Here is a 24,010-nt window from a genome sequence, read left to right as displayed (position 1 = left end):
CGGCATAATAGATTTATCAGAACGGTAAACAGGGAAATGAAAAACATTCCGTAAGTATGCAGGCCCTTGGAGATGGTGGTCCTGCAGAGGACTGCCAGGTTTGGCCTGAAATACAAAAGGCGCTTAGCCTGCCCATTAAAGCGCCTTCCTCTTAGGCCAAACGGGCCGCGCCAAAGGCGCAGAATCTGCGAAGCTGACGGAGGGGGTGCATTGGCCGCGAAGCGGCTGGCCAGCTCAAGGATAAAGGTTCAAGGCACCGCCCGTTCGCATGACACACCACCACAGGGCGCCCGCAGCGCAGCTGCCTGACCTCAGCTCTCTTCACTCAAATCTATCCCAATCATGCTTCTCTAAGGGGCTGCATTTTATACTTTCAGAAATGATAAAAAATTACAGTTTCGAAACTCCATCCTTGTAGGAGATTATTGTTTCCGTTATAATAAAGCCGAATATAGGATTTCAAAACTTGAATTTTTTTGTACTTTCGAAAGCGTGATAGGCGATGAAACTGATTACCAGAAAGAAATATCTTGACCGTCTGATTCAATTGAATGGTACTCCGGATATTAAAATTATCACCGGTATACGCCGATGCGGTAAGTCCAAGCTGATGCAGGCCTATATGGCCTATCTGAAAGAACACTTTCCTGACAGCCATATCATCTATATAGACTTTATGGATCTGGCTTATGAAAAACTGAAAGAATATCATGCTCTCCATGCCTATGTTGAAGAGCACTATAAGGCGGGAAAGATAAACTATCTTTTCATTGACGAAGTCCAGATGTGTCCGCAGTTTGAACTGGCTGTTAACAGCCTCTATGCTAAATCCAAATATGATATTTATCTGACCGGATCCAATGCCTTTCTGCTGAGTGCAGATCTGGCGACTCTGTTTACCGGGCGATATATTGAGATTTCCGTCTTTCCTTTCAGCTTTCAGGAATACTGCCAGTATTTTGGGGAGAACTCTGACCGGAACCGCCTGTTTGATGACTATACCCTTCAGGGCGGTTTGGCCGGATCATACGTCTATCGAACGGAAAAAGACAGGACCAACTATATCAAAGAAGTTTATGAGACCATCGTGACCCGGGATCTGGTACAAAAGTATGGGCTGTCGGATACGACAGTTCTCCAGCATTTAAGCGAATTTCTGATGGATAATATCAGTAACCTTACTTCACCCAATAAGATCAGTGACCAGCTGACAGCTGGACATGTCGCTACAAATCATGTGACCGTTGGAAAATATATCAAATATCTTTGCAATGCATTTGTCTTTTATGATGTAAAACGGTATGACATTCGCGGGAAGCAATATCTGAAAAGTTCAGAGAAATTCTATCTCTGTGATACAGGCATACGCTATGCCCTGTTAGGATATCGGAATATGGATTATGGTCGGGCTTATGAAAACATGGTGTGTATTGAGCTGCTCCGACGTGGGTATGATGTATATGTAGGAAAACTCTATCAGAAAGAAGTCGACTTTATTGCCATGAGGGGCAGCAGTAAAATTTATATCCAGGTCAGTGATAATATCTCCGGAGAAGAGACTTTTAAGAGAGAATGTGCACCGCTACTCCAGATCCGGGATGCCTATCCGAAAATGATCATTGCACGGACCGGTCATCCCCCATACAGTTATGAAGGCATTGGCGTGTATGATATTGCCGATTGGCTGCTGCAGGACCGGGAATGATGGCATAGGCTCCGTTTATCGCAGTGCGTTGGAGAGAACGTGGGACGGGTTGGACAGGCTCACAGCTATCCGGCCAATAGACGTCAGACACTCAGACAATCAGAAGTCAGACAGCATCAGCGGCGATGCCGCAGATCCATTACTTGGCTCCCCCTCCGGGGTGGCAGCGAACACAATTTGGAGGAGCGAAGCGACGCTCAAATTGTAGTGAGTCGCTTTTCCGTAGGATGAGCTGCCGAAGGCTGAGGGGGTGCATTTGCCGCGAAGCGGCGGAGCCTCAACTCTCTTCACTCAATTCTCAATTCTTTAATTATCAGGAGCCCGTGATGACCATAGAAGACAAACTGTTTTACCGGAAGCACCTGGTCCCGGAGAAGGCAGAGGCCCTGGGATTTCTAAAAAATGGCAGGGACTGGGTACTGGAAAAAGACTTTATGGGTGGCGATTTCCATGTCCGCCTCCTGGTCCATGAAGACGGCACCGTGGAGGGCACCGTCATGGACGCCATGGACGGCGAACCCTACGCACCCCTCCGCATGGAATCCATGCAGGGAAGCTACGTGTCCTCGGTCCGGGAGTCCTATAAGGCACTGTTGGAAGAAATCGGCTCCGCCTGCTTCGAAGAATACCTCTTCGCCTCTCCCCAGGCCCGGCGGATGGCTGATGAAATTTTCCGCCGCTGGCAGGTAAAGCCCGATTACCCCTGGAAAGATGGACGCTATGACCCGAATGCCGTCTTTCGCCATAAAGACAGCCGGAAATGGTTTGCCCTCCTCATGCCCCTTTCCATCCGGAAGCTGGATAAAAGGGCCGAAGACCGCCCCGTGGAGGTGGTAAACCTGAAAATCGACCCGGCAAAGGGAGAAAAGCTCCGCAGGATTCCCGGCATTTACCCCGCCTACCACATGAACCACAAAACCTGGATCACCGTAGTCCTGGACGGCACGGTCCCCAATGACATGGTGATGGCACTGGTGGAAGAAAGCTTTGAACTCACGGGGAAGGGATAGTGGACAGGTGGGTTGGTGGGACAGGTTGGGGCTTATAGCTATCGGCTTGCAGCTTACCGATTTTCTTTATTGGTTGGAACGGTGTAATGGTCTCTGCCAGCGATCCGGCTGTCAGGCATCAGATACTCAGACAATCAGACTTCAGACGGTCAAGCGGCTGCGCCGCCGCTTGACCGCAACTCTTTTCACTCAATTCAAGTCTTTCCTTTTACAGAAAAACTGCAAGGCGTCAGGGAATCTATCCGGAATCAAAATTAGTCAAGTACGATTTACTAAACTGTACTTGACTAATTTTTCTTTTGAACCTACAATGAAGCCAAATCACGAAGAAAGAGGTGAAGATTTATGTTTATAGGACGGAAACAGGAAATAGCGGCATTGGACAGATTGTATCATTCTGAAAAGTTTGAATTTGCCGTTGTTTATGTGAGTATTCCGCAGTAGGTGTACCGCCTGTCCGCCAAGGTGTACCGTTTGTCCGCCGAGGTGTACCGCTTGCCATTTTTAGGTAACTTCTTGAACTATTGGTGTACATGCCAGCTGAAATACTCCTAAATTCTTTTAATAAATATATTAATATATGGCTTCCTGCCATAGAATGAAAACAGGGACGTAGTATTTCCCTTTGTTCTATGAAAGGAGGCCTTTTAATATGGCCAATTTTGCTAGGATCCGGCTCATCCTGGAGCTCCATGACCGCGGAATGTCTCAAGATGAGATTTCCCGCTCCCGTCACATGTCGAGGAGTACGATTACTACCGTACTGCGAACAGCGCGGAAGAAGGGCATCACTTATGCGGGCATCCGCAAGCTGGATGATGCAGCACTACAAAAGCTCTTCTTCCCTGACCGACCGGAAGGTTCAGACATGTACGAGCTGCCGGATTACGAATCCATCCATAAAGAGCTCAAGAAGCCGGGTGTGACTCTTTCATTGCTCTGGACGGAGTATCGTGACAGGTGTCACCAGAATGGAAACATTGCTGTAGGGCATACCAAGTTCTGTGAGGATTACGGCCGGTACTGCACAACCCATGACCTGACCAATCATCTGGAGCATAAGCCCGGAGCCCAGTGCGAGGTCGATTGGAGCGGGCCGACCATGCAGATCATCGACCGTGACACCGGCGCGACCATTTCCGTGCATCTCTTTGTTTCCTGCCTCACATACAGCAGGTATGCCTACGTGGAGGCCACGCTGGATATGAAGATGGATACATGGCTCCGGTGCCATGTTCACATGTACGAGGCATTTGGCGGCGTTCCTGTGCGGACAGTCTGTGACAATCTCAAAACCGGCGTTGTGAAGCATCCCAAAGAGGGTGAAGTGGTTCTCACCGATGCCTATGAGGCACTTGGGCTTCATTATTCAACTGCTATTATGCCTGCCGGTGTGCGGAAGCCCAAGCAGAAAGCATCCGTGGAGAATACGGTTGGAAATATTGCCACCGCTATCATCGCCCGTCTTCGCAACAAGGTTTACTTCACTCTTGGCGAGCTGCAGAAGGATGTAGTAACTGCTACAGATAAGTACAACCGGCAGCCCTTCCAGAAAAGGCAGGGAAGCCGCTATGAAGTATGGCTGGACGAGAAGAAATATCTCCGGGCTCTTCCACGAGCTCCTTATGAAATCGCCGAGGTTATTCTGGGAAGGAAAGTATATCCCAATTTCCACGTTTCTTTTAAGAAAAACTGGTACTCCGTTCCCTACGTATACCGCGGGCAGTCCGTGGACATCCGTTACACCGACAAACTTGTGGAAATCTACTGCGGAAACCGGCGTATTGCCTCCCATATCAGATTTCCTGACTACATGACCAACCACTATTCCACACGCCCGGGAGATATGCCGGATGCATTCAACCAGCCGGAAATGGACAAGGGCCGCATCTGTGCCTGGGCAGAGAAGATCGGACCTTGTACGTCGGAAGTCATCAGGAGGATTTTTGACAGTGTAACCATAAAAGAGCAGGGCTATAATGCTGCATTGGCCGTTCTGCATCTCAGTCAGAAATATCCGAAGGACCGCTTCGAGAATGCCTGCCAGTATGCTTTAGCCCACACAACATCGCCCCGCTACAACTATCTTAAAGCTGTATTAGGGAACAATCAAGACAAAATCCTGGACGGCGTACATTCCGCCCGTTATGAAAATACCGGAAAACACAGTATTTCCGAAAAAGGCGCTTACATCCGCGGCGCAGACTATTATGGAGGAAAGACAAAATGATCAATGAAGAAACACAGCGGAAACTCCGCAACATGAAAATGGAACCTCTGGTAGAAGCCCTGCAGAACCAGCAGAGTGATCTGGAATCTTATGCCCCTTTGGACTTCGATTCGAGGCTGACACTGGCCATCGATGAATGCTATTCAGTAAAATTGGATGATCGCATCCGGAGGCTTACGCATATTGCTAAGTTCCGCTATCCTGATGCCGATGTTCACACCCTTATCCTGCAGGGAAGAGGATTCAGCCGTGAAGAAATCCTTGGCTATGCCAGCTGCGGTTACATTGAGCGCCATAAGAACCTGATCATCAACGGATTTACCGGAGTAGGAAAGACCCACCTCGCCTGTGCTTTGGGGAAAGAGGCTTGCCGCCATCTGTACAGGGTCAAATATTTCCGCATGCCGGAGCTTATGGAACAGTTCAATTATGGAACCGAAGTCGGACGGAGCGTGGCCAGCATTGTAAAGAAGTTCTCCGGCTACGATCTCCTCATCATCGACGAATGGCTTCTCGAGATGCCGACGGAAGTGGAGCAGCAGTATCTTCTTGAAATCTTGGAAAACAGGTACGATGCCCATTCTACTATTTTCTGTTCCCAGTACAAAAGCTCAGAATGGTATCCGCGCCTCGGTGATGGGGTTCTGGCCGATGCGATTATGGACAGGATCATTCACAATGCCTACCACATCAATTGCGGATCAATGAATATGAGAGAATATTTGAATAGCACCGATGCGAAAAATGACTAAATTATTTTAACATCATAACCTAAAGAATAAGCGGTACACCTTGGCGGATAAGCGGTACACTTTCCGCGGAAAGGCGGTACCGCTTTTTCGGATAGGCGGTACACCTGTTGCGGAATATTCAGTTTATGGAAGACGCCGTGTGGGGAAGACAGCTCTTATCCGTGAGTTCATAAGGAATAAAAAAGCCCTGTATTTTATGGGAATTGAATCGAATGAAAAGCAGAATCTCCACAATTTCAGCCAGGTTATCCTGGAAAATGGGCGCAACAAGGAAGGGATCCCGATTTTTCAGGATTTCCAGACAGCCCTGGAATCTGTTTTTATAAGGGCTGAAAAAGAGCGGATTATCCTTGTGATTGATGAATATCCCTATGTAGCCAGGTCTTCTCCATCATTGGCATCTGTTCTGCAGCGGCTGATCGATACATACAGGGATTCCTCCCACCTTTTCCTGATTCTCTGCGGCTCTTCCATGTCCTATATGGAAGATGAAGTACTGGCCTATAAATCGCCTCTCTATGGAAGGCGGACGGCACAGTTCAAAATCCGGCCTTTTTCTTTTGCAGAGTGTCTTTCTGTATGGCGGGGTATGGAACCGGAAAGTGAGGCCCTGCTCTATGGATTGACCGGTGGTACACCACCCTACGTACTTCAGATGGATACAGGGCTCTCTGTGGAAGAAAATGTGAAGCGCACATTCCTGGATCCATCCTCTTTCCTTTACGAAGAACCGGAAAATCTTCTAAAACAGGAAGTCAGGGAACCGGCTCTCTACAATGCCATCATTTCCGCCGTGGCCCAGGGAGCCACAAGAATTTCAGAAATTTCTTCCAGAACAGGGGAATCCACATCTGTTGTGAGCAGCTATATCCGCAGCCTTATGGAACTGGGAGTTCTTGAAAAAGAAACACCCTACGGGGAAAAGCCGGGCCGCAGGACAATTTATCGTATTGCTGATAATATGTTCCGATTCTGGTACCGATTTGTGCCGGACAATGCATCCCTCATCGAAAGGGGGGCCCAGGATCTGGCATGGCTGAGGATTGCTCCCCATTTGGCAGAATACATGGGAACCATTTTCGAATCCATCTGTCAGGAATATTTGTGGACTTTACTCCTCAGGAATCAGAGTCCGGTCCTGTTCAACAGCCTGGGGCGCTGGTGGGGGAATGATCCGGTCAGAAAGAAACAGACAGAAATTGATATCATGGGTGAAGAAAGCAAAGAAAAAGCGCTCTTTGGGGAATGTAAATGGAGAAATGAAGACGTGGGCCTGCCCGTACTGGAAACATTGGAAGCACGGAGCCACCTCTTTCACTATCCACAGACAGAGCTCTATCTGTTTGCCAAAACCGGCTTTACAAAGGCGGTGCAGGAAAAAGCGAAAACGCTGGGTCATATTCATCCGGTCATTTACCGGGCTATTTGGAAAGAACTGCAGGGAGAGTGGGAGACAGGGAAATAGTGTGTTAGTGAGTTGGTGGGTTAGTGGGTTAGTGGGACAGGGGGGGCAGGTTGAAGGAGGGCTTACAGCTTACTGATTTCCCTTATTGGTTGGAGAGGTTGAATGCATCTCCGCTGACTATCCGGCCAATAGACGTCAGACAATCAGACAATCAGAAGTCAGATGGATTCAGCAGCGAATCCCCTTAATTCTCTTCACTCAAATCTCAATTCTACTAATAAACAATATTATTATAAAAATAAAGAATATATTGCTATTATTCCTCCTCATCTGACGATATAATGATATCAGAAATCGAGATAAATCAATATGATTTCTGAAAGTACAAAAATAAAATCGTTACACAAGGAGGAAATAATCATGGAAAAATTACTGAACAAACTGCTGGCTGACCTGGTGGTGGAATACCACAAACTCCAGAGCTATCACTGGTACCTGAAAGGCTACCACTTCTTCGATGACCATCCGAAACTGGAAAGCTACTACGACATGGTGGCAGGCATGGTGGACGGCGTGGCGGAAGACATGCTGAAGCTGTCCCTGAAACCGGAATCCACACTGAAAGGGTTCCTCGCCATCAGCGCCATCAAAGAAGCGGAAAATGAAGAAGTCACCTCCGCCGAAGCCTTCGCTTCCGTCCTGGCAGACTTCAAAGTACTCCGGGATGATGTACTGGCCGTAAAGAAAGCAGCCGACGAAGAAGGAGACTACCTCACATCCGCCCTCATGGACGACTACATCGAAAGCTTCTACAAAGAAATCTGGATGCTGGGACAGGTACTGAAATAAGAGAGTTGAGATTTGAGAGTTGAGAGTTGAGGCCCCGCGGCTTTGCCGCAGAGACGATAGACAATAGCAGATGCCCACAGTCACTGGCACCGGGATTCCGGTGTGGGACCTGTGGGCATCTGTTTTGTCGTATTCCCGTTAATCTGCCCTATCCCTTAAGCGTCATTTCGAGCGGTGGCAAGGAAACCGGACTTGCAGGGGCCTGTCAGGTGGAACGGCAATGGTAATCTGCCGAGTGTGAAATGTCCCGCAAGCAGGCAGCCTTGGAGAAGGGACCACATGCTTATCGGTATTCTTGACAGATGAGGATATCCATCAGCAAGCAGGCCCTTGGAGAAGGCCCCACCAAAGGCGCAGGATGGATGCGGCGAAGCTGCTGAATCTCAATGTTTTACTCAACTCTCAAATATTTCATTGAGCTGCAGCTTCGAGGAGCCCCGAAATCTTCCTGATTTAAGACATCAGACGGTCAGACCGTCTGACGGGAGCACGGCTTCGCCGCAGAGACGTTAAACGACAGATGCCCACAGGTACTGGCGCCGGAATTCCGGCCCCGGGCCTGTTGGCATCTGTTTTGTCGTATTCCCGTTAATCTGTCCTATCCCTTAAGCGTCATTTCGAGCGGTGTGAGCATGCCAAATGACGCTATCCTCAAAAATCGCTACAGCTCCGATGAGTCGAGAAATCTCCCTGGCAAATAACTATGACGGGGTTACAACAATAGAATTGAGATCTGAGTGAAGAGAGTTGAGGCCCAGCCGCTTCGCGGTGGAGACATCAGAGGGTCAGACTATCAGACATCAGACCGAATCAGCCTGCAGCGCATCCAACAGCTAACCTCCGTCGCCTGACGGCGCCACCGCCGGGCCACAAAAGGAAGGCGCCTCAGTGTGCAGTAAAGGTGTGCAGGTCCTGCATGGGACCTGCAAGCCAGCCGCAAGTTGGCGCTTTTACTGCACATCAAAGCGCTTTCCTTTTGGTGGCTGGCCGATCAACTTGGGCCCGGCTCGAGGGTCCTCTGCAGGACCCTCGCCTTCCCAAGGAAGGAGGCTAACGATCAGTGGTTTCTCTGCGTAATTGACATCTAAATTTAACTCGTCATTTCGAGCGGTGTGAGCATGCTAATTGACACTATCCTTAAAAATCGCTACAGCTCCGATGAGTCGAGAAATCTTTCTGGTAAATGACTATGACGGGGTTTTCAAAAACAGAGTTGAGATTTGAGAGTTGAGGTCCAGCTGCTTCGCGGCGGCGAAATCAGACGGTCAGACCGAATCAGCCTGCGGCGCATCCATCAGCTAACCTCCGTCTGCTTCGCAGCCACCTCCTTCCCAAGGAAGGAGGCTAACTCTTAGCGGCTGCGCCGCCGTTGGAACCCTGATGACTCTGCACAAGAAGCGCGAGGATGACGATGCACGAGGTCCCTTCCCCGGGGAAAGGGCTGCCCACCGGGCTGGGGTTAGCTGATGAAAACTGATGGGACCGGCCCGCAGGGCCTGACCACCTAGTCACTAGATCTAGTCACTAGCTACAGATTCGCCGCAGGCGAATCTGCCCGCAGGGCCTGAACAGCTCAAGGCTGAAAGCTCAGAGTTCTCATCCCTTCGCACGCCCGTTGGCTGCACAACGGTGCTATTTTATATTTCCTCCAACGCCCGCTCATTCATGAGAAAATCGAGTACGTTTATTTTTTTATATCCCCTTTCCATCTGTTCGTAGGGATCATCGTCCATGGTAATGATAATTTTCTTGTACCCGTCATCCAGCTTATGGAAAGAAGACAGTTCCCGTTCTCTGGTACGGGAATCAGTTATATGATAGGAGACCTGTATGTAGTAGGTGTCCTCAGGACTGCGTACGAGAAAATCAATTTCTTTATTTTCATTTTTCCCAATATCCACCAGATAATTCCGCCCAACCAATTCCAGATATACCAGATTTTCCAGACTGTGAGTGGGCTCCAGCTGCCGGAATCCCAGTATGGCATTCCGGAGTCCAATATCAGCTATGTAATACTTCTGCAGAGTTTTCAAGTATTCCTTCCCCTTGATATCATATCGCCGAGCCCTGTAAAACAGGAAGGCATTACATAGATAATCCAGATAGGTGCTGACAGTTTTAGAAGTAATTTTTTCTTTTTCACCACCGGATAGAGTCCTTGCTATTTTATTTGGAGAAACATAGGATCCGATAGAGGATGCCAAAAGCCTCACGATGCCCCGGAATGCATCGGTGTTTCTGATATGGTATCTTTCTTCCATGTCTTTCAGGGACACCGTGTCAGCAATCATGGTGAGATAGGCCGCCTTATCTACAGGATTTTCTTCCTGCAGGAGGTAAGGCATGCCACCATACATCATGTACTGTCGGAAACATTCCCGCTTATCGCCGCCATAATACCCATAATATTCAGAAAAGAGCAGGGGAAGTACTTTGATTTCGATTCCTCTTCCACGAAAACGGGTATTTACATCGGAAGAAAGAAATTCCGAGTTAGAACCTGTAATGTAAATGTCACAGTTAAAATCATGCTGCAACCCATTCACCACGTCCTCAAAATGGGGGACCATCTGGATTTCATCAAGGAAGATGTATACCTTCCGATTATCGTGAATTCGGGCCTCAATATAATGATAAAGCTCCATGGGATCGCGAAGCTGCCAGTTCCTGATTCCCTCCAAAGAAACCCCGATAATATGGTCTGCCGCCACCCCAAGTCGGAGCAGCTCTTTATAGTAGAGATCAAAGAGCAGGGTGGACTTGCCGCAGCGTCGAAGGCCGGTAATGATTTTGATGATACTCTTATCTTTTACATGTAAAAGCCGGTTTACGTAGCGTGGCCGTGGAATAATCATAGGTACCTCCTGTTTCATGGTTGATAAACGTCCTGCTTTTATTATATTCCCAAAACTTTTTATTTTCAAAAGTTTTGGGAATAGAGCCAATATACTTTTAAAAGTATTGGAGAGAGTATATCATTGAGAAATGAGAATATACGATATTATAAGGCAAAATAAGATATTCATACTATTCCCAAAACTTTCTATTTTTAAAAGTTTTGGGAATAGAGCGTATGGCTGACTGTGCAAATGGGCGGGACTTTTAGCTTCTGGCTGCTGGCGGCCAGGAAAGCTGGTCCGCCTGCGGCGAAAGAGAAAGAGTTGAGAGTTGAGGTCCAGCCGCTCCGCGGCAGAGATATCAGACTATCAGACCGAATCAGCCTGCGGCGCATCCATCAGCTAACCTCCGTCGCCTGACGGCGCCACCTCCTTCCCAAGGAAGGAGGCTAACGATCAGCAGTTTCACTGCATAATTGACATCTAAATTTATCTCGTCATTTCGAGCGGTGTGAGCATGCCAAATGACGCTATTCTTAAAAATCGCTACAGCTTCGATGAGTCGAGAAATCTTTCTTGCGAGCGGGAATACAGAGTTTTTTACAAAGCTATCCAGCCATAAGACGATAGAAGATAGACGATAGATGGGAGAGAATCAGCCTGCGGCGCTTTTGTGGTTATATGGCGTGCATACATGCGGGGGCTTTTAGCTTCTAGCTTCTAGCGGCTAGGAAGGCTCTACAGCCTGCGGCGCTGACGTCAGCGGCTTCGCCGCCGTTGGAATCCTGATGACTCTGCACAAAAAGCGCGAGGATGACGATGCACGAGGCCCCTTCCCGGGAAAGGCGGAGGTCCTGCAGAGGACCTCCGAGTCGGGCTTAAGTTGATCGGCCAGCCGCCAAAAGGAAAGCGCTTTGATGTGCAGTAAAAGCGCCAACTTGCGGCTGGCTTGCAGGTCCCATGCAGGACCTGCACACCTTTACTGCACACTAAGGCGCCTTCCTTTTAGTAGCCCGACGCTGCTCACGGGGCTGAGGTTAGCCGATAGGACCGGCCCACAGGGCCTAACCGCCTAGCTGCTAGATCTAGCCACTAGCTACTGATTCGCCGCAGGCGAATCCGCCCGCAGGGCCTGATCCGCTCAAGGCTCAAGGCCCGTCCGTTTGTACGCGAGCCCAGCCACCCTACTGAAACGGTTTTCCCCTTTCCTCCACTATATAGATGAGAGGCAGAAAGGCCGGAAGAAATTTCTCCCATACCGGAAGCGCACATCCATGGAACCGGGAGAGGGAGGAAGGACTTCTTCATATGATTCTGTCACTCCGACGCGTCGAGAAACAAATATAGTGAAGAGTGAAGAGAGAAGAGGGAAGAGAGGGCCTGCGGTGCAGCCGCCAGACTTGTCTGATGTCTGCAGTCTGACCGTCTGACGTCTACTGGTCGGACAGCCGGTTCTTATGCATGCCTTTTTTTTCTTCTCTCATACCTCTTCACTCTTCACTTCTTTCATCACCAACAGCTCCTGAAGAAAACCTGCCAGAAATCATGAGCGGCAGCAGCTCACCGGACCTCCCCGGAAGCATGGGAACCCCTCACGGGATCCTCCCGGCCCATCCCCGGAAGACGGTGTTCCAAGCCCAACCATGCAGCGGCAGGGAAGATTCAGGAGCTTTTGTGGTGGGCAGGGGCCGAAGGCCCCTGAGACCGAGATCGAGTCGGCCAGCGGCTCCGCCGCAAATGAGACTTCAGATGGTCAGACAGTCAGACGTCAGACAGGATCAGCCGGCGGCGCTGATGTCAGCGGCTGCGCCGCAGATGGAATCCTGAAGACTCTGACCCCATAAAGTGAAGATGCCTCAGCACGACGCTCCCTTTCCCAAAGGGAGCTCTCCACCGGGGTGAGGGATTCTGATGAGAACTGATGAAAATGGCCCGCAGGGCCTGGCGAGTAGATCTGATCAGCTTACGAAGTTCCCATAAGACAATCTTCGATACCTGTGCCATCAATGGCCGGGCCCCCAATAAAAAGAAGCTCCGAGATATTGTTTCGGAGCTTCTTTTATTTACGAATAATTCGATAACACATAAGCCTGCCAGTGTCCGACACTTTTTAGCAGTCTTCAGGGAAGGTCATTTTTAGATATTCAGGCCAATAGGGATTGGTATCATCATCAAAGCCCCATATATTCAAATAAATATACAGCATAATTGCCTCAAAATATTTTTTCTTTCTATTAGTGAATGGCTTCTTTGGCATATCATAGTAGAGCTGTCGAATATTGAAAAGATTGCTGTTACTCCGGTATTTATAGTCCCAATGAAAGGGATCATAGGGCCTGAAACTGCTGTTATTCTTTTTCTCCCATTCATACATCTCTTTATCGTGTATACTTTTGTACTGGGAAGGCCAAAGACGAGGATTGTTCATATAATATCTCAGCCAGTTAGCACAGAAACTGATGACATTTACTCCGTAGTTTTTGTGGGTATTTTGGACCCAGTTTGACACCTTTTCGTTGATATAGATGTCCTTGTCATCTTCTTCTATGACATTCTGGGCACGGTGGTAGTCTTTGATGAACTGGAAGAGCATCTCCGCCTGGCCATCGAGGAAAGGAAACCTCTTTTTCAATTCCGAATAGACGTCGTACGAAAGTTCCCGCAGTTCTGCTTCTGAATCGTAGAGAATAAAATAGGGATGACGGTCAATGGTATTTCTTAATGGTTTATCGAGCTGCTTGCCGTTGGCAATGAACAGGGCGACCAGCCAGTCCTCAATCTCCGGCGAATAACGGGTCAGCGTCAGTTTGTATTTATCCACTTTCTTTTGCAGGACAGGCGTCAGCTGGTCTTCCGTCGTAGTGACGAGACAGTTGTTGAAGTATTCAAATACATAGTTGACGCAGTGCCGCAGGTTCTCATCCCGCCGCTTTGCATCCAATTCGTTGATGCCATCTTCTTCTTCCCGCCGTGTAATATACTCTCCTAGACTCATACCCTTTCACCTCTCACGAAAAACATAGAATCCCAATGCAAATATGATCGTCCTTATTTTTCTTTAGTATAGCATGCTGAAAGGCACGAGCATGTAATGAATCGAAGAAGTTCAGAAGAGGAATTCTGTATTAATGGTCTGCCCTTTTTATGAAGTGGTGCTCGGTTGCTTATTCGCTATGATATACTGTTATTAAAGACATATTTTAACGGATAGTTGTTCTTCGGAGATGAGGTGTACCGATGGCTTGCTATGAAGTGAACAATTATGCAGTGGAAACTTTACTGACAAATATAAAAACCGGAGAGATGGCCATACCTGAAATGCAGCGACCTTTCGTATGGGATTCTACCAAAGTAAGGGATTTGATGGATTCATTATACAAAGGATTTCCGGTTGGGTATATCGTTTTGTGGCAGAATCCAAAAGTAAAATTAAAGGATGGTAGTACCGCAAATGGAAAGAAGATCCTGATTGACGGTCAGCAGCGTATCACAGCTCTTTCTGCGGCTATTGTTGGTCAGGAAGTACGAAATAGTCATTATAAATGGAGTCGTATAGTCATAGCTTTTAACCCAATAGAAGAAGTTTTCGAGGTCTCAAACTCGGCGAACGAGAAAAGCAGTAAATGGATCCATGATATTTCTAAAGTCTTTGATGCCTCATTTAAACCCTTCGATTTTGTTATGGATTACTGCGAAAAGAATCAGATTAACGATCAGCGATCCCAAATTAGCTCGGTTATTACCAAATTGCGGAAAATCCTGGATAACCGGCTTGGCGTTATCAGCTTGAATGAAAGTCTGGATATTGACAGTGTCACGGAAATTTTTATCCGGATCAACTCAAAAGGTGTTGTCCTGTCCCAGGCTGATTTTGCTATGTCAAAAATTTCATCCAATGAAGTGTATGGCGGAAACGTGACCAGGAAAACAATCGATTATTTCTGTCACTTATTAGAAGAACCAGGAGATCTGAAAGCTATTCAGGATAGTGATTCTGATTTTTGCTCTAAGCCGGAATTCGATGCCATTAAGTGGGCCGCTGGAAAAATCAACCCTATATATAAAGCAAAGTATTCTGATATCTTGCGCGTAGCATTTACCTATAAATTCAAAAGAGGCAGACTGTCTGATCTGGTAAGTTTGCTTTCCGGACGTGATTTTGAGACCAGAGAATTTAAAATAGAGATTGAAGAAGAATCGTTTAAAAAACTTCATGAAGCCGTCTTAAATGCTGTCAATAGGACTAACTATGAAAGATTTCTTATGATTGTAGAATCTGCCGGCTTAGTCAGACCGTCTATGGTCCGTTCCCAAAACGTTTTAAACTTTGATTATGCTCTTTATCTGGCTTTGAAAGAACGTAAGATTGATGCAAACAAGATAGAAAAAATAGTCCGTCGCTGGGTTGTATTATCCATTTTGACAGGACGTTATTCAGGATCGCCAGAATCGGCCTTTGATTATGATATTAAGCGCTTTTTCTCCTATAATGACCCGGAAGAGTATCTGAGAGTAACAGAAGCAGGTGATTTGTCGGATGCATTTTGGGAGGTTACTTTGCCGCAAAGATTTGATACTTCCGTGGCGAGCAGTCCCTATTTCAACGTGTTCCTTGCTGCCCAGGCAAAAGAACATGATAAAGGCTTTTTATCAGATCATATCGAAGTGGAAAGCATGCTGGAAAACAGGGGAGATATTCATCACTTATTTCCGAAGAAGTATCTGACGAAGAATCATCTGACCAGAGGTATGTATAACCAGATTGCTAATTACGTTTTTATCCAGCAGGAAATCAATATCAAAATCAGCGATGATCCGCCGTGCGTATATATGAGAAAAGTTATGAACCAGTGCCATACAAAGAAGCCTGTTTATGGCGGTATTGTTGATAAGGATGTATTGAAAGAGAACCTACGGCAGAACTGTGTTCCTGATGGATTCGAAAATATGGATATCAATAACTACGAGAAATTCTTACTGGAACGCCGGAAGCTCATGGCCCAGAAAATCCATAAGTATTATGAAGCATTATAACTTTGGAAGAAAGCCTCGCTATGAGGCTTTTTTCCTAGGTGAATTGTGTTTGGGCGATACATTCATAAGGGTATAAATGGTTAGGAGAAACCCTGAGTCCATGTTATAATAACCGTATAGAACAAATTTGCGAGGGCTATGTAAAAGCAGGAGGAGCCAGATGATCAAGGATATTTTGGAATCCAATGAGACGGTAAAACCGGAAGATGAAAGATTAAAGAAACTGAAAGATTTATTCCCCGGTTGTTTTCATAGGGACGGCAGCTTTGATTTTGACGAAATGAAGCGGATCCTGACTGGAAAAGTAACGATAGATAATGAAGGGTATGAGCTGAATTTCCTTGGAAAAAACTATGCCCGCCTTTTAGCGTCCCTGGATACCACGACGGTCGTTGTCCCTGATGAAGAAAACAACAAACTGCCGGAAAATAAGGACAGTGACAATATCTATATCAGCGGCGATAATATCGATGCGCTGAAACATCTCCTGAAATCCTATGAGGGCCAGATCAAGTGCATCTATATCGATCCTCCCTATAACACCGGCTCTGATGGCTTCGTATATAACGATAAATTCAATTTCTCAGAAGAAGATCTGATGGAGAAACTGTCCATCGATGCCGTAGATGCTGAAAGGCTTATGAAATTTACGAAAAGAAAGTCGGCATCCCATTCCGCATGGCTTACATTCATGTATCCGCGGCTGCAGTTAGCTCGTGATTTACTTACCGAGAATGGAGCAATATTTATTTCTGTAGATGATAATGAGGCTGCAAATTTAAAGTTAATTTGCGATGAAATTTTTGGCGAAGAAAGATGTCTTGGATGCATTTGCCGCGCGACTGGTCAAACAACAGGACAAGATAGTGGTGGTTTGGGTTCATCATTTGATTACATATATGTTTATGGCAAAAACCCTGATCTTGATATTTGAATAATACGCACCAAGTGAGCCACCCAATACGCTCCTCAGAGCCACCCAATACGCAGGTGAGAGCCACCTGCTTTTTTGTTTGAATACGCGCTAGAGAGCCACCAATTGTCCTTGTACAATGGACTTGTGGAGATATTCCCACTTGTTCTACGAAAGGATGTGGTTTCAATGGCTAATGAAAAAGAGATTTTAGTTCACTTTCTCCACGGTGAAAGCCAGCGCTCCATTTCCAGAACGCTCCAAGTATCCCGCAATACAGTTTCCAAAGTTGTTACGGCATACCAGGTACAGGGGTTGGATCCTGGCAAATTGCCGGAGCTGCCTGACGATGTGCTTCACCAGAAGTTATTCCCGGATGATGTAGCTGCATCTCTCCAAACACCTCCGGATTATGCCTTTGTGCATAAAGAACTTTTGAAAGACGGTGTTACGCTCAAACAGCTTTGGGAAGAGTATGTGATGGATTGTCGTGAAACGGGAAAGCTTTATTTCCGCTATACACAGTTCTGTAAGAAGTACCGGGATTACGTGAGTTCCAACCGCCTGACCATGCATATCCACCACAAACCTGGTGAGAGACTGATGGTGGATTGGGCCGGTACTACAATTCCTTTGTACAACCCTGTTACAGGAGCGATATCTAAGACATATATGTTTGTATGTACACTGCCTTTCAGTATGTACTGCTATGCCGAAGTATTTCCGGATATGAAAGAGGAATCATGGATTCAGGCACATATCCACGCATTGGCATTTTTCGGTGGCTCCACGCGGCTTCTTGTACCGGATAATCTTAAGACCGGAATCGTTTCTAACAGGAAATACGAAGACCCTGTGGTCAACAAGGCATACCAGGAATTGGCAGATCACTATGGCATGACGATTCTGCCAGCCCGTGTGTTAACGCCAAAGGATAAAGCTGCCGTTGAAGGAAGTGTTGGTCAGCTCACCACTCACATCATCGGAAAGCTACGCAACCATCATTTTTTCAGCCTGTATGAGATTAATTCAGCTGTGGACGGGCTGCTTAAGAAATTCAACAAAGCGCCTTTCCAAAAGAAGGATGGAAGCCGGTATTCCGTATTTCTTACCGAAGAGCTTCCTTTTCTCCAGCCGCTGCCCCGTTTCCCTTATGAGTATGCAGAATGGCGGAAAGCCACGGTGCAGCTTAATTACCATATAACCGTAGATCACCAGAATTATTCCGTATCTTTCCGCTATGTTCACAAAAGAGTCGATGTCCGGCTCACCAGCAAAGTAGTAGAAATTTACTATGAAGGGACCCGGATTGCCAGCCACAGACGTCTTACCGGTCGCTGGGGACAGTATGATACGATTACAGAGCACATGCCTCCCAATCATCAGCTGTACAGCCAGTGGGATGGAAACCGTTTCCGCCGTTGGGCTAAGAAATGCGGTCCATCTGCAGAAATAGTGGTAAACAGACTCTTAAGCAGCTACCGTGTAGAAGAACAGGCTTACAAAGGATGCATTGGGCTTTTGAAGCTCAGTGAAAAATACGGAACCGACCGTTTGGATAAGGCTTGCCGCCTTGCATTGGAGAAAATGCCGGTTCCCCGCTACAAGCTGGTCAAAGGCATTTTAGATGAAAAACTGGATATTGGACTTACACCGGAAGAATCCGAATGCCAGACGGCCCCGCAAAGTAATGCTGACGACAATTCCCATGCTTTCGTAAGAGGTGCCGCTTACTATGGAGGTGATCACCATGAAGAATGACACTATTCGTAAATTGCAGGAAATGAAATTGTCCGTCATGGCCAAAGCCTATATGGATCAGATTGAGAACCCCGAACAATATGCTGACATGACTTTTGATGAGCGCCTTACACTCATTGTCGACAAAGAATCCGATGCACGCCTCAACAATAAGCTGAAGCGGCTCATCAAGAATGCCCATTTTTCCGACAGCCAGGCTGATCTTTCCGGGATTCAGTATCTTCCTGACCGTCACCTGGATCGGAATCTCATCAACTATCTGAAAACCAATGCCTATATCGACAAACAGCGTAATGTAATCCTTTGCGGTGCCACCGGTTGCGGAAAGACGTTCATCGCCAATGCATTGGGCCTCAATGCCTGCCGTGCCGGATACAAAGTTCTGTATCTTCGGCTGCCGGATTTCTTCATGGATTATTCTTTGGCAGAATCCAAGAATAAGCAGAAAGACTATCTGAAGAAGCTTCAGAATGTTCGGCTCCTTATTCTTGATGATTTCTTGCTATTTCCCGTTAAAGCGAACGGAAGCGACAGCCTTCTGGAACTTCTGGAATACAGACTTGGAAAGGTATCTACGATTTTCTGCTCCCAGTTGTCCTATTCCGGATGGCATCAGCAGCTTGGTGGCGGAGCCGTGGCAGATGCCATTCTTGACCGGATTATCCCAGGCTCCTATAAACTCGAGATTCAAGGGCAAGTTTCCATGCGCCAACGGCTTGCTGAAGAAGAAATGAAGGGTTCAAAAGTAAAAGTTGCCGCTGACTAACAAATATAGATAATGCAGGAGAGCCGTCCACTGTCCACCGACTGCGGACGGCTCTCATCTGCGTATTTGCTTTTTTTACCAAGGCCACCAAGGTGGCTCTCAACCGCGTATTGGGTGGCTCTCAAACGGCGTAATATTCAATATTAATGGATTACCTTTAAATGAACATGATTTGAAGCGTTTTGAAAATGAAGATAATAAAGGAAAATATGCGTATGATCAATTGCGAAAAACCGGAAGCAATGATCGCAGGGAAGACAGGCCTAATATGTTTTACGCAATCAAAGATCCAGATGGTAATGATGTTTTCCCAATTGCAGCTGCTGGGTATGAAGGTCGTTGGCGTGTTGAAAAGAAAACATATGATAGGCTGGTTGATGAAGGTCTGATTTTATGGAAAAAGACAAAGCGTGATGGTGGTTTAATTTGGTGGCCGTACGTTAAGTATTATTTGGAGGGCAGAACAAAACGTCCATCGCCTTTGTGGACTGATGTGGATGGTAATAAAAAGGCGACTCGTGAAGTACGTGAAATTTTTGATGGTAAAAAGGTTTTCGACTATGTAAAACCAGTAGATCTCATTGATCGAATTTTATTTATAACACCTAATATTACCGATGGTGATATAGTATTGGACTTCTTTTCTGGCTCTGCAACAACAGGACATGCTGTGATGAATGCAAACGTTCAAAGAAACAAACATTATAAATATATACTTGTACAATTACCTGATCAATTAGATGATAGTATTCAGTCACAGAAACAAGCAAAAGAGTTTTTACAATCTATTAATAAGCCACCATTTCTCGACCAAATTGGCATGGAACGTATCCGTCGCGCCGCCAAGAAAATCAAAGAAGCAAATCCCGATACAAAAGCAGATCTCGGTTTCCGTCATTACACCCTGCAGGAACCGGATCCGGAAGTGGTAGATCTCATCGAGAATTTCACGATTGAGTCCGATGCGGACCTTTTCACGGATAACAATATCTATAAGAAATTTGGGAAGGATACGATTCTTGCCACCTGGCTCATAAGAGACGGCTACCATTTTGCCAAAGCTTCGGAAGTGGAAAAAGTGGATCTTCATGGATATACAGGCTATTTCATCGGAAAGCACCTGTACCTCATTGAACCGCAGATGCCGGAGGAGGCGGTCATGGCACTGATGGACCGGTATGGGACGGATTCTCATTTCCGTCCGACCCATGTGGTGGTATTTGGATACAATTTCACCTGGACGGAACTGGAAAACCTGAAGAATAATCTTACCCATTTCAGGGATACGGAAGATAATCTCCGCATCTCCCTGGACATCCGGTATTAAGGAGGCGGCTATGGATCTTATTCTCGAACAGGGCCTGCCGCACCAGGAGAAGGCGGTAAAAGCGGTATGCGATGTTTTCAAAGATGTCTATATCAAGAAGCCTTCTGCTTCTTACAGGAATCCGGTGGTTGACCTGACCGATGCGACACTGGTGCGGAATATCCATGATATCGAAGCCGTCAATATCCGGCCGGAGGACAGGCGGAACCATCCCATCGGAGACTGCCTGACCATTGATGTGAAGATGGAAACCGGTACAGGCAAGACCTATGTATATACGAAACTTATGTATGAGCTGCATCGGCTCTATGGGTTTAATAAATTTATCATCATTGTGCCGACACTGGCTATCAAAGCCGGAACCAGCCAGTTTCTGCAGGATCCTTATGCGCGCCGCCATTTCAAAGAAGACTGTGGTTATGATACGGATCTCGATGCCCTTATCCTTTCTGCGCAGAAGAAAAAGAAGGGGAAATCCTATTTCCCATCTGTCGTATCCGATTTTATCAAAGGATCGGCGCAGAACAGGAAGAAAATTTATACCCTTGTCATGAATATGCACCTTCTTTCTAATTCGGCCAAGGGGATGCTGGCCCGGGACGATTATGGATATGGCGCCATGGGATTCTACCGGCCATTTGATGGGATAGCAGCCACGAAGCCTGTTGTTATCATTGATGAAGCCCACCGCTTTGCCAGGGACCAGAAATCCTATCAGATCATTACGGATGAAATCAAACCACAGTGCATTATCCGCTTCGGGGCCACGTTCCCGGAAAAGACAGAAGGACGGGGAAAGAAAAAGCAGACTTTTAAAGACTATGAAAACCTTGTCTACGATCTGAATGCCTGCAAATCATTTAATATGGGCCTGATCAAAGGCGTAGCAAAGGAACATTTCGAACCAATCAATAAGAGGGAAGAAAAGCTTAAGATCACATCGATTGAAAATAAGGAAACAGTCCATTTCAAATATACGAAAGACAAAGAAGAATCAAAGTTTTTTGCTTTGAAAAAAGGAGATGCTCTTTCCGTCATCAGCGATGACCTGGAAGGAATTACCATTACGGCCATCAGCCGTAGTACCGTGGTATTTTCCAATGGTGTCGAAAAAAGTACTGGCGAAGAAATGGAAGTTTCCGCTATGATGCCATCTTACCAGGACCAGATGATGAAGCTGGCTCTGCAGCGTCATTTCGAGATAGAACGGGATAATTTCACCAGACGAAAAAACAAAATCAAGACGCTGGCCCTTTTCTTTATTGATGATGTGACGTCTTACAGAGCTGGAAAAGACGGAAAGAAGCCTTATCTGCTGGAATCTTTCGAGCGCCTTTTGAAAGAGGCTATGCTTTCCATGAAAAGCAAACTGGGACCGGATGAAAGGGAATACAGAGACTATTTGGATGCCAGCCTTGCCGATCTTTCCGCCTGCCATGCCGGTTATTTCGCTATAGATAACAGCAGCAGTGATGAAGCTATTGCCCAGGAAGTCGATGTCATCCTCCATCAAAAAAAGCAGCTTATTTCCTTCAAGACAGAAGATGGGAGATGGAATACACTTCGTTTTCTCTTTTCCAAATGGACACTGAAAGAAGGCTGGGACAATCCGAATGTTTTCACAATCTGTAAGCTCCGTTCCAGTGGCAGTGAAATCAGTAAACTCCAGGAAGTGGGCCGTGGTCTGCGCCTGCCGGTAGATGAATACGGCAGTCGTATTTCTAATGAAACCTTCTATCTGAATTACATCGTGGACTTTACGGAAAGAGACTTTGCCCAGAAATTGGTGGACCAGATCAATGCCGATGTATCTTTTACCTCAGTCATTAGTGACGAAATGGTACGGGCAGCTGCTGAAGCCAGACACATGGATCCGGATGACCTCTTCCTCGATTTACTTATGAAAAAGTATATTACCCGTAAATATGAAATTGTCGGAGATAACCGGGAAGCCTTTTTTATGGAATATCCGGAATTCAATGTGGGTGTGAAGCTGGATAAGATCAAAGACCGCAATAAAGTAAAGAATCCGCCGGTAAAAATCCGTAAGAACGTATACGGGGAGCTCAAGGACCTTTGGGAAAAGGTGAATAAGAATTACCTCCTTCTCTATGACAAAGATCTCGACCGGGGTTTGGAAGACAGGGTGTATGATATCCTCGAAGATTCGAATAATCCTATCTTTGCCCATGTCACCCTGACCAGTGACCGTACTTTGGTAGGCGGGCGGATTACAGGTGATGAAGGCACACCTCTCAAGACTACAAATGAAACCGGCGTGCAGTATACCCTGTCCAGGGAAGTCCCATACGGAGAATTTCTCGTCCATATTTCAAGACTGACTAATCTCCCCGTACCCACACTGCACCGGTCCTTCCAAAAATATGTAAAGAAACATCCGCAGGTGGATAAGACCTATTTCAATGTAGCAACCATCGAAAAATTCCGTGATGCCTGGAATATGTGGAAAATGAATCATCTTTCCGGACATTTCCGTTATGTCTCCGCCCAAAGCCAGTCGAAACAGACCGCTTTAACCGATGCGGCTGGAAATCCACTGGAAACCATAGCCCAGGGCCGCATTGGAACCTATCTGGAAGAGGGGACTCCGTCTGAGAAATATCTCTACGATGTCATGGCCTATGATTCGCCGCTGGAACTTTCCAATATCAAATCCGGCGACATCGAAGAAATCGTGGTATACGGCAAAATCCCGCGGAGAAGTATAGCTATTCCCACTATTTCCGGCGGTACTTACAGCCCTGATTTCATGTATATCGTAAAGAAGAAGGATGGAAAGAAGGAACTTCATCTGATTGTAGAAACTAAGGATAAAAAAGAAAGTGACCTTACAGATGATGAAAAGGTAAAAATTCGCTGCGCTGAAATTTTCTTCGAGAATCTATCGCGGGAAGGATACAAAGTATTTTTCCATCGACAGATGAAATCAGATAAAATGAAAGCCATTATTGATGATGTCCTACTCCATGGATAACAGAAAGCCTCCTGCTGAAAACCGGCAGGGGCTTTTCTATATGACTGTTTTTTTGAGTTTAATCACCACAAAAACACGGAACCGTAAGCCGAAATTTCTCATGCATCGAAGGCCGCCATGAATCAGGCATCAGCGCATTAGCGTATCGGAAGATTGGCGGGATAAGCGAGGCTTTCCCTCTCTGCCGAAGGCTGCTCTAGGATTGGTCGTCAAAGCCTGCCATTCCGTGAGATGTGTGGCGAAATTCCGTGTTTTCGTGTGGATGAATCTTTGTCTTGCTGTGCAGGATCCTGCTTACCGCTCCCTTCCGGACGGGAGGGGGTGGGGAAAGGAGAAGCCCTTGCGCAAACAGGATGTTTTCTTTTCTGGTCCTTTTCCTTACCCGGGATTTGGGAAAAGGGCCGTACTTTTATGAAAATGGCCTGC

14 protein-coding genes are annotated in these 24,010 nt (G+C 46.7%); 12 read left to right on the top strand and 2 right to left on the bottom strand.

The genetic code is table 11. The annotated features are described in order from the left end of the window. Positions 1 to 502 precede the first annotated feature (502 nt). The 6 genes from ACFWUL_RS10430 to ACFWUL_RS10405 all read left to right on the top strand — a co-directional run bounded on the left by ACFWUL_RS10430 (position 503) and on the right by ACFWUL_RS10405 (position 7,951). The gene (locus tag ACFWUL_RS10430; RefSeq protein WP_416177238.1) at positions 503 to 1,705 is read left to right on the top strand and encodes an ATP-binding protein; all 1,203 of its coding nucleotides are present in this window, start codon (positions 503 to 505) and stop codon (positions 1,703 to 1,705) included. Between the two features lie 326 nt (positions 1,706 to 2,031). Then, the gene (locus ACFWUL_RS10425; protein WP_416177237.1) at positions 2,032 to 2,715 is read left to right on the top strand and encodes an MmcQ/YjbR family DNA-binding protein; all 684 of its coding nucleotides are present in this window, start codon (positions 2,032 to 2,034) and stop codon (positions 2,713 to 2,715) included. A gap of 652 nt (positions 2,716 to 3,367) precedes the next feature. Beyond that, complete coding sequence (gene istA / locus ACFWUL_RS10420; protein ID WP_416177236.1) at positions 3,368 to 4,945, top strand: IS21 family transposase; 1,578 nt, start codon at positions 3,368 to 3,370, stop codon at positions 4,943 to 4,945. Continuing rightward, a complete protein-coding gene (locus tag ACFWUL_RS10415) occupies positions 4,942 to 5,697 on the top strand; it encodes an ATP-binding protein (RefSeq protein WP_273185728.1) in 756 nt (251 codons plus the stop codon). The genes istA (ACFWUL_RS10420) and ACFWUL_RS10415 overlap by 4 nt, the downstream gene beginning before the upstream one ends. 40 nt (positions 5,698 to 5,737) lie before the next feature. Beyond that, positions 5,738 to 7,162 (top strand): ATP-binding protein, encoded by a 1,425-nt coding sequence (locus ACFWUL_RS10410; RefSeq protein ID WP_416177235.1) that lies wholly within the window; start codon positions 5,738 to 5,740, stop codon positions 7,160 to 7,162. Positions 7,163 to 7,522: 360 nt separating this feature from the next. After that, positions 7,523 to 7,951, top strand: coding sequence for a Dps family protein (locus ACFWUL_RS10405; protein WP_297041608.1), 429 nt, complete (start codon positions 7,523 to 7,525; stop codon positions 7,949 to 7,951). Between the two features lie 1,637 nt (positions 7,952 to 9,588). Here the strand turns inward: ACFWUL_RS10405 and ACFWUL_RS10400 are convergent. Both ACFWUL_RS10400 and ACFWUL_RS10395 read right to left on the bottom strand, forming a co-directional pair. Continuing rightward, positions 9,589 to 10,806, bottom strand: a complete 1,218-nt coding sequence (locus ACFWUL_RS10400; RefSeq protein ID WP_416177234.1) for an ATP-binding protein — start codon at positions 10,804 to 10,806, stop codon at positions 9,589 to 9,591. 2,092 nt (positions 10,807 to 12,898) lie between these two features. Continuing rightward, on the bottom strand, positions 12,899 to 13,783 hold the full coding sequence (locus tag ACFWUL_RS10395; protein WP_416177233.1) for a hypothetical protein: 885 nt from the start codon (positions 13,781 to 13,783) through the stop codon (positions 12,899 to 12,901). A gap of 242 nt (positions 13,784 to 14,025) precedes the next feature. On the opposite strand from ACFWUL_RS10395, the gene ACFWUL_RS10390 reads away from it, so the two are divergent. The 6 genes from ACFWUL_RS10390 to ACFWUL_RS10365 all read left to right on the top strand — a co-directional run bounded on the left by ACFWUL_RS10390 (position 14,026) and on the right by ACFWUL_RS10365 (position 23,584). Continuing rightward, on the top strand, positions 14,026 to 15,822 hold the full coding sequence (locus ACFWUL_RS10390; RefSeq protein WP_416177232.1) for a GmrSD restriction endonuclease domain-containing protein: 1,797 nt from the start codon (positions 14,026 to 14,028) through the stop codon (positions 15,820 to 15,822). 160 nt (positions 15,823 to 15,982) lie between these two features. Continuing rightward, complete coding sequence (locus ACFWUL_RS10385; protein ID WP_416177231.1) at positions 15,983 to 16,756, top strand: site-specific DNA-methyltransferase; 774 nt, start codon at positions 15,983 to 15,985, stop codon at positions 16,754 to 16,756. A gap of 168 nt (positions 16,757 to 16,924) precedes the next feature. After that, positions 16,925 to 18,496: an IS21 family transposase gene (gene istA, locus ACFWUL_RS10380; protein WP_416176889.1), complete on the top strand. Its 1,572-nt coding sequence runs from the start codon at positions 16,925 to 16,927 to the stop codon at positions 18,494 to 18,496. Then, positions 18,486 to 19,262, top strand: coding sequence for an ATP-binding protein (locus ACFWUL_RS10375; RefSeq protein WP_322350056.1), 777 nt, complete (start codon positions 18,486 to 18,488; stop codon positions 19,260 to 19,262). Before istA (ACFWUL_RS10380) ends, ACFWUL_RS10375 begins: the two co-directional genes overlap by 11 nt. A 172-nt stretch (positions 19,263 to 19,434) precedes the next feature. Next, the gene (locus tag ACFWUL_RS10370) at positions 19,435 to 20,589 is read left to right on the top strand and encodes a DNA methyltransferase (protein ID WP_416177230.1); all 1,155 of its coding nucleotides are present in this window, start codon (positions 19,435 to 19,437) and stop codon (positions 20,587 to 20,589) included. Between the two features lie 10 nt (positions 20,590 to 20,599). Then, positions 20,600 to 23,584 (top strand): type III restriction-modification system endonuclease, encoded by a 2,985-nt coding sequence (locus ACFWUL_RS10365; protein ID WP_416177228.1) that lies wholly within the window; start codon positions 20,600 to 20,602, stop codon positions 23,582 to 23,584. Positions 23,585 to 24,010: the final 426 nt, after the last annotated feature.

The organism is Dialister sp. (assembly GCF_047832375.1).
Taxonomy (GTDB): domain Bacteria; phylum Bacillota; class Negativicutes; order Veillonellales; family Dialisteraceae; genus Dialister.
This window is presented reverse-complemented; position numbering and strand designations above follow the sequence as displayed.

Excerpts from the sequence above, each read along its gene's own strand:
- istA (WP_416177236.1), top strand. The coding sequence starts at position 3,368 with ATGGCCAATTTTGCTAGGATCCGGCTCATCCTGGAGCTCCATGACCGC.
- istA (WP_416176889.1), top strand. The coding sequence starts at position 16,925 with ATGGCTAATGAAAAAGAGATTTTAGTTCACTTTCTCCACGGTGAAAGC.
- ACFWUL_RS10400 (WP_416177234.1), bottom strand. The coding sequence starts at position 10,806 with ATGATTATTCCACGGCCACGCTACGTAAACCGGCTTTTACATGTAAAA.
- ACFWUL_RS10385 (WP_416177231.1), top strand. The coding sequence starts at position 15,983 with ATGATCAAGGATATTTTGGAATCCAATGAGACGGTAAAACCGGAAGAT.
- ACFWUL_RS10415 (WP_273185728.1), top strand. The coding sequence starts at position 4,942 with ATGATCAATGAAGAAACACAGCGGAAACTCCGCAACATGAAAATGGAA.
- ACFWUL_RS10430 (WP_416177238.1), top strand. The coding sequence starts at position 503 with ATGAAACTGATTACCAGAAAGAAATATCTTGACCGTCTGATTCAATTG.
- ACFWUL_RS10395 (WP_416177233.1), bottom strand. The coding sequence starts at position 13,783 with ATGAGTCTAGGAGAGTATATTACACGGCGGGAAGAAGAAGATGGCATC.
- ACFWUL_RS10390 (WP_416177232.1), top strand. The coding sequence starts at position 14,026 with ATGGCTTGCTATGAAGTGAACAATTATGCAGTGGAAACTTTACTGACA.
- ACFWUL_RS10405 (WP_297041608.1), top strand. The coding sequence starts at position 7,523 with ATGGAAAAATTACTGAACAAACTGCTGGCTGACCTGGTGGTGGAATAC.
- ACFWUL_RS10375 (WP_322350056.1), top strand. The coding sequence starts at position 18,486 with ATGAAGAATGACACTATTCGTAAATTGCAGGAAATGAAATTGTCCGTC.
- ACFWUL_RS10365 (WP_416177228.1), top strand. The coding sequence starts at position 20,600 with ATGGATCTTATTCTCGAACAGGGCCTGCCGCACCAGGAGAAGGCGGTA.
- ACFWUL_RS10425 (WP_416177237.1), top strand. The coding sequence starts at position 2,032 with ATGACCATAGAAGACAAACTGTTTTACCGGAAGCACCTGGTCCCGGAG.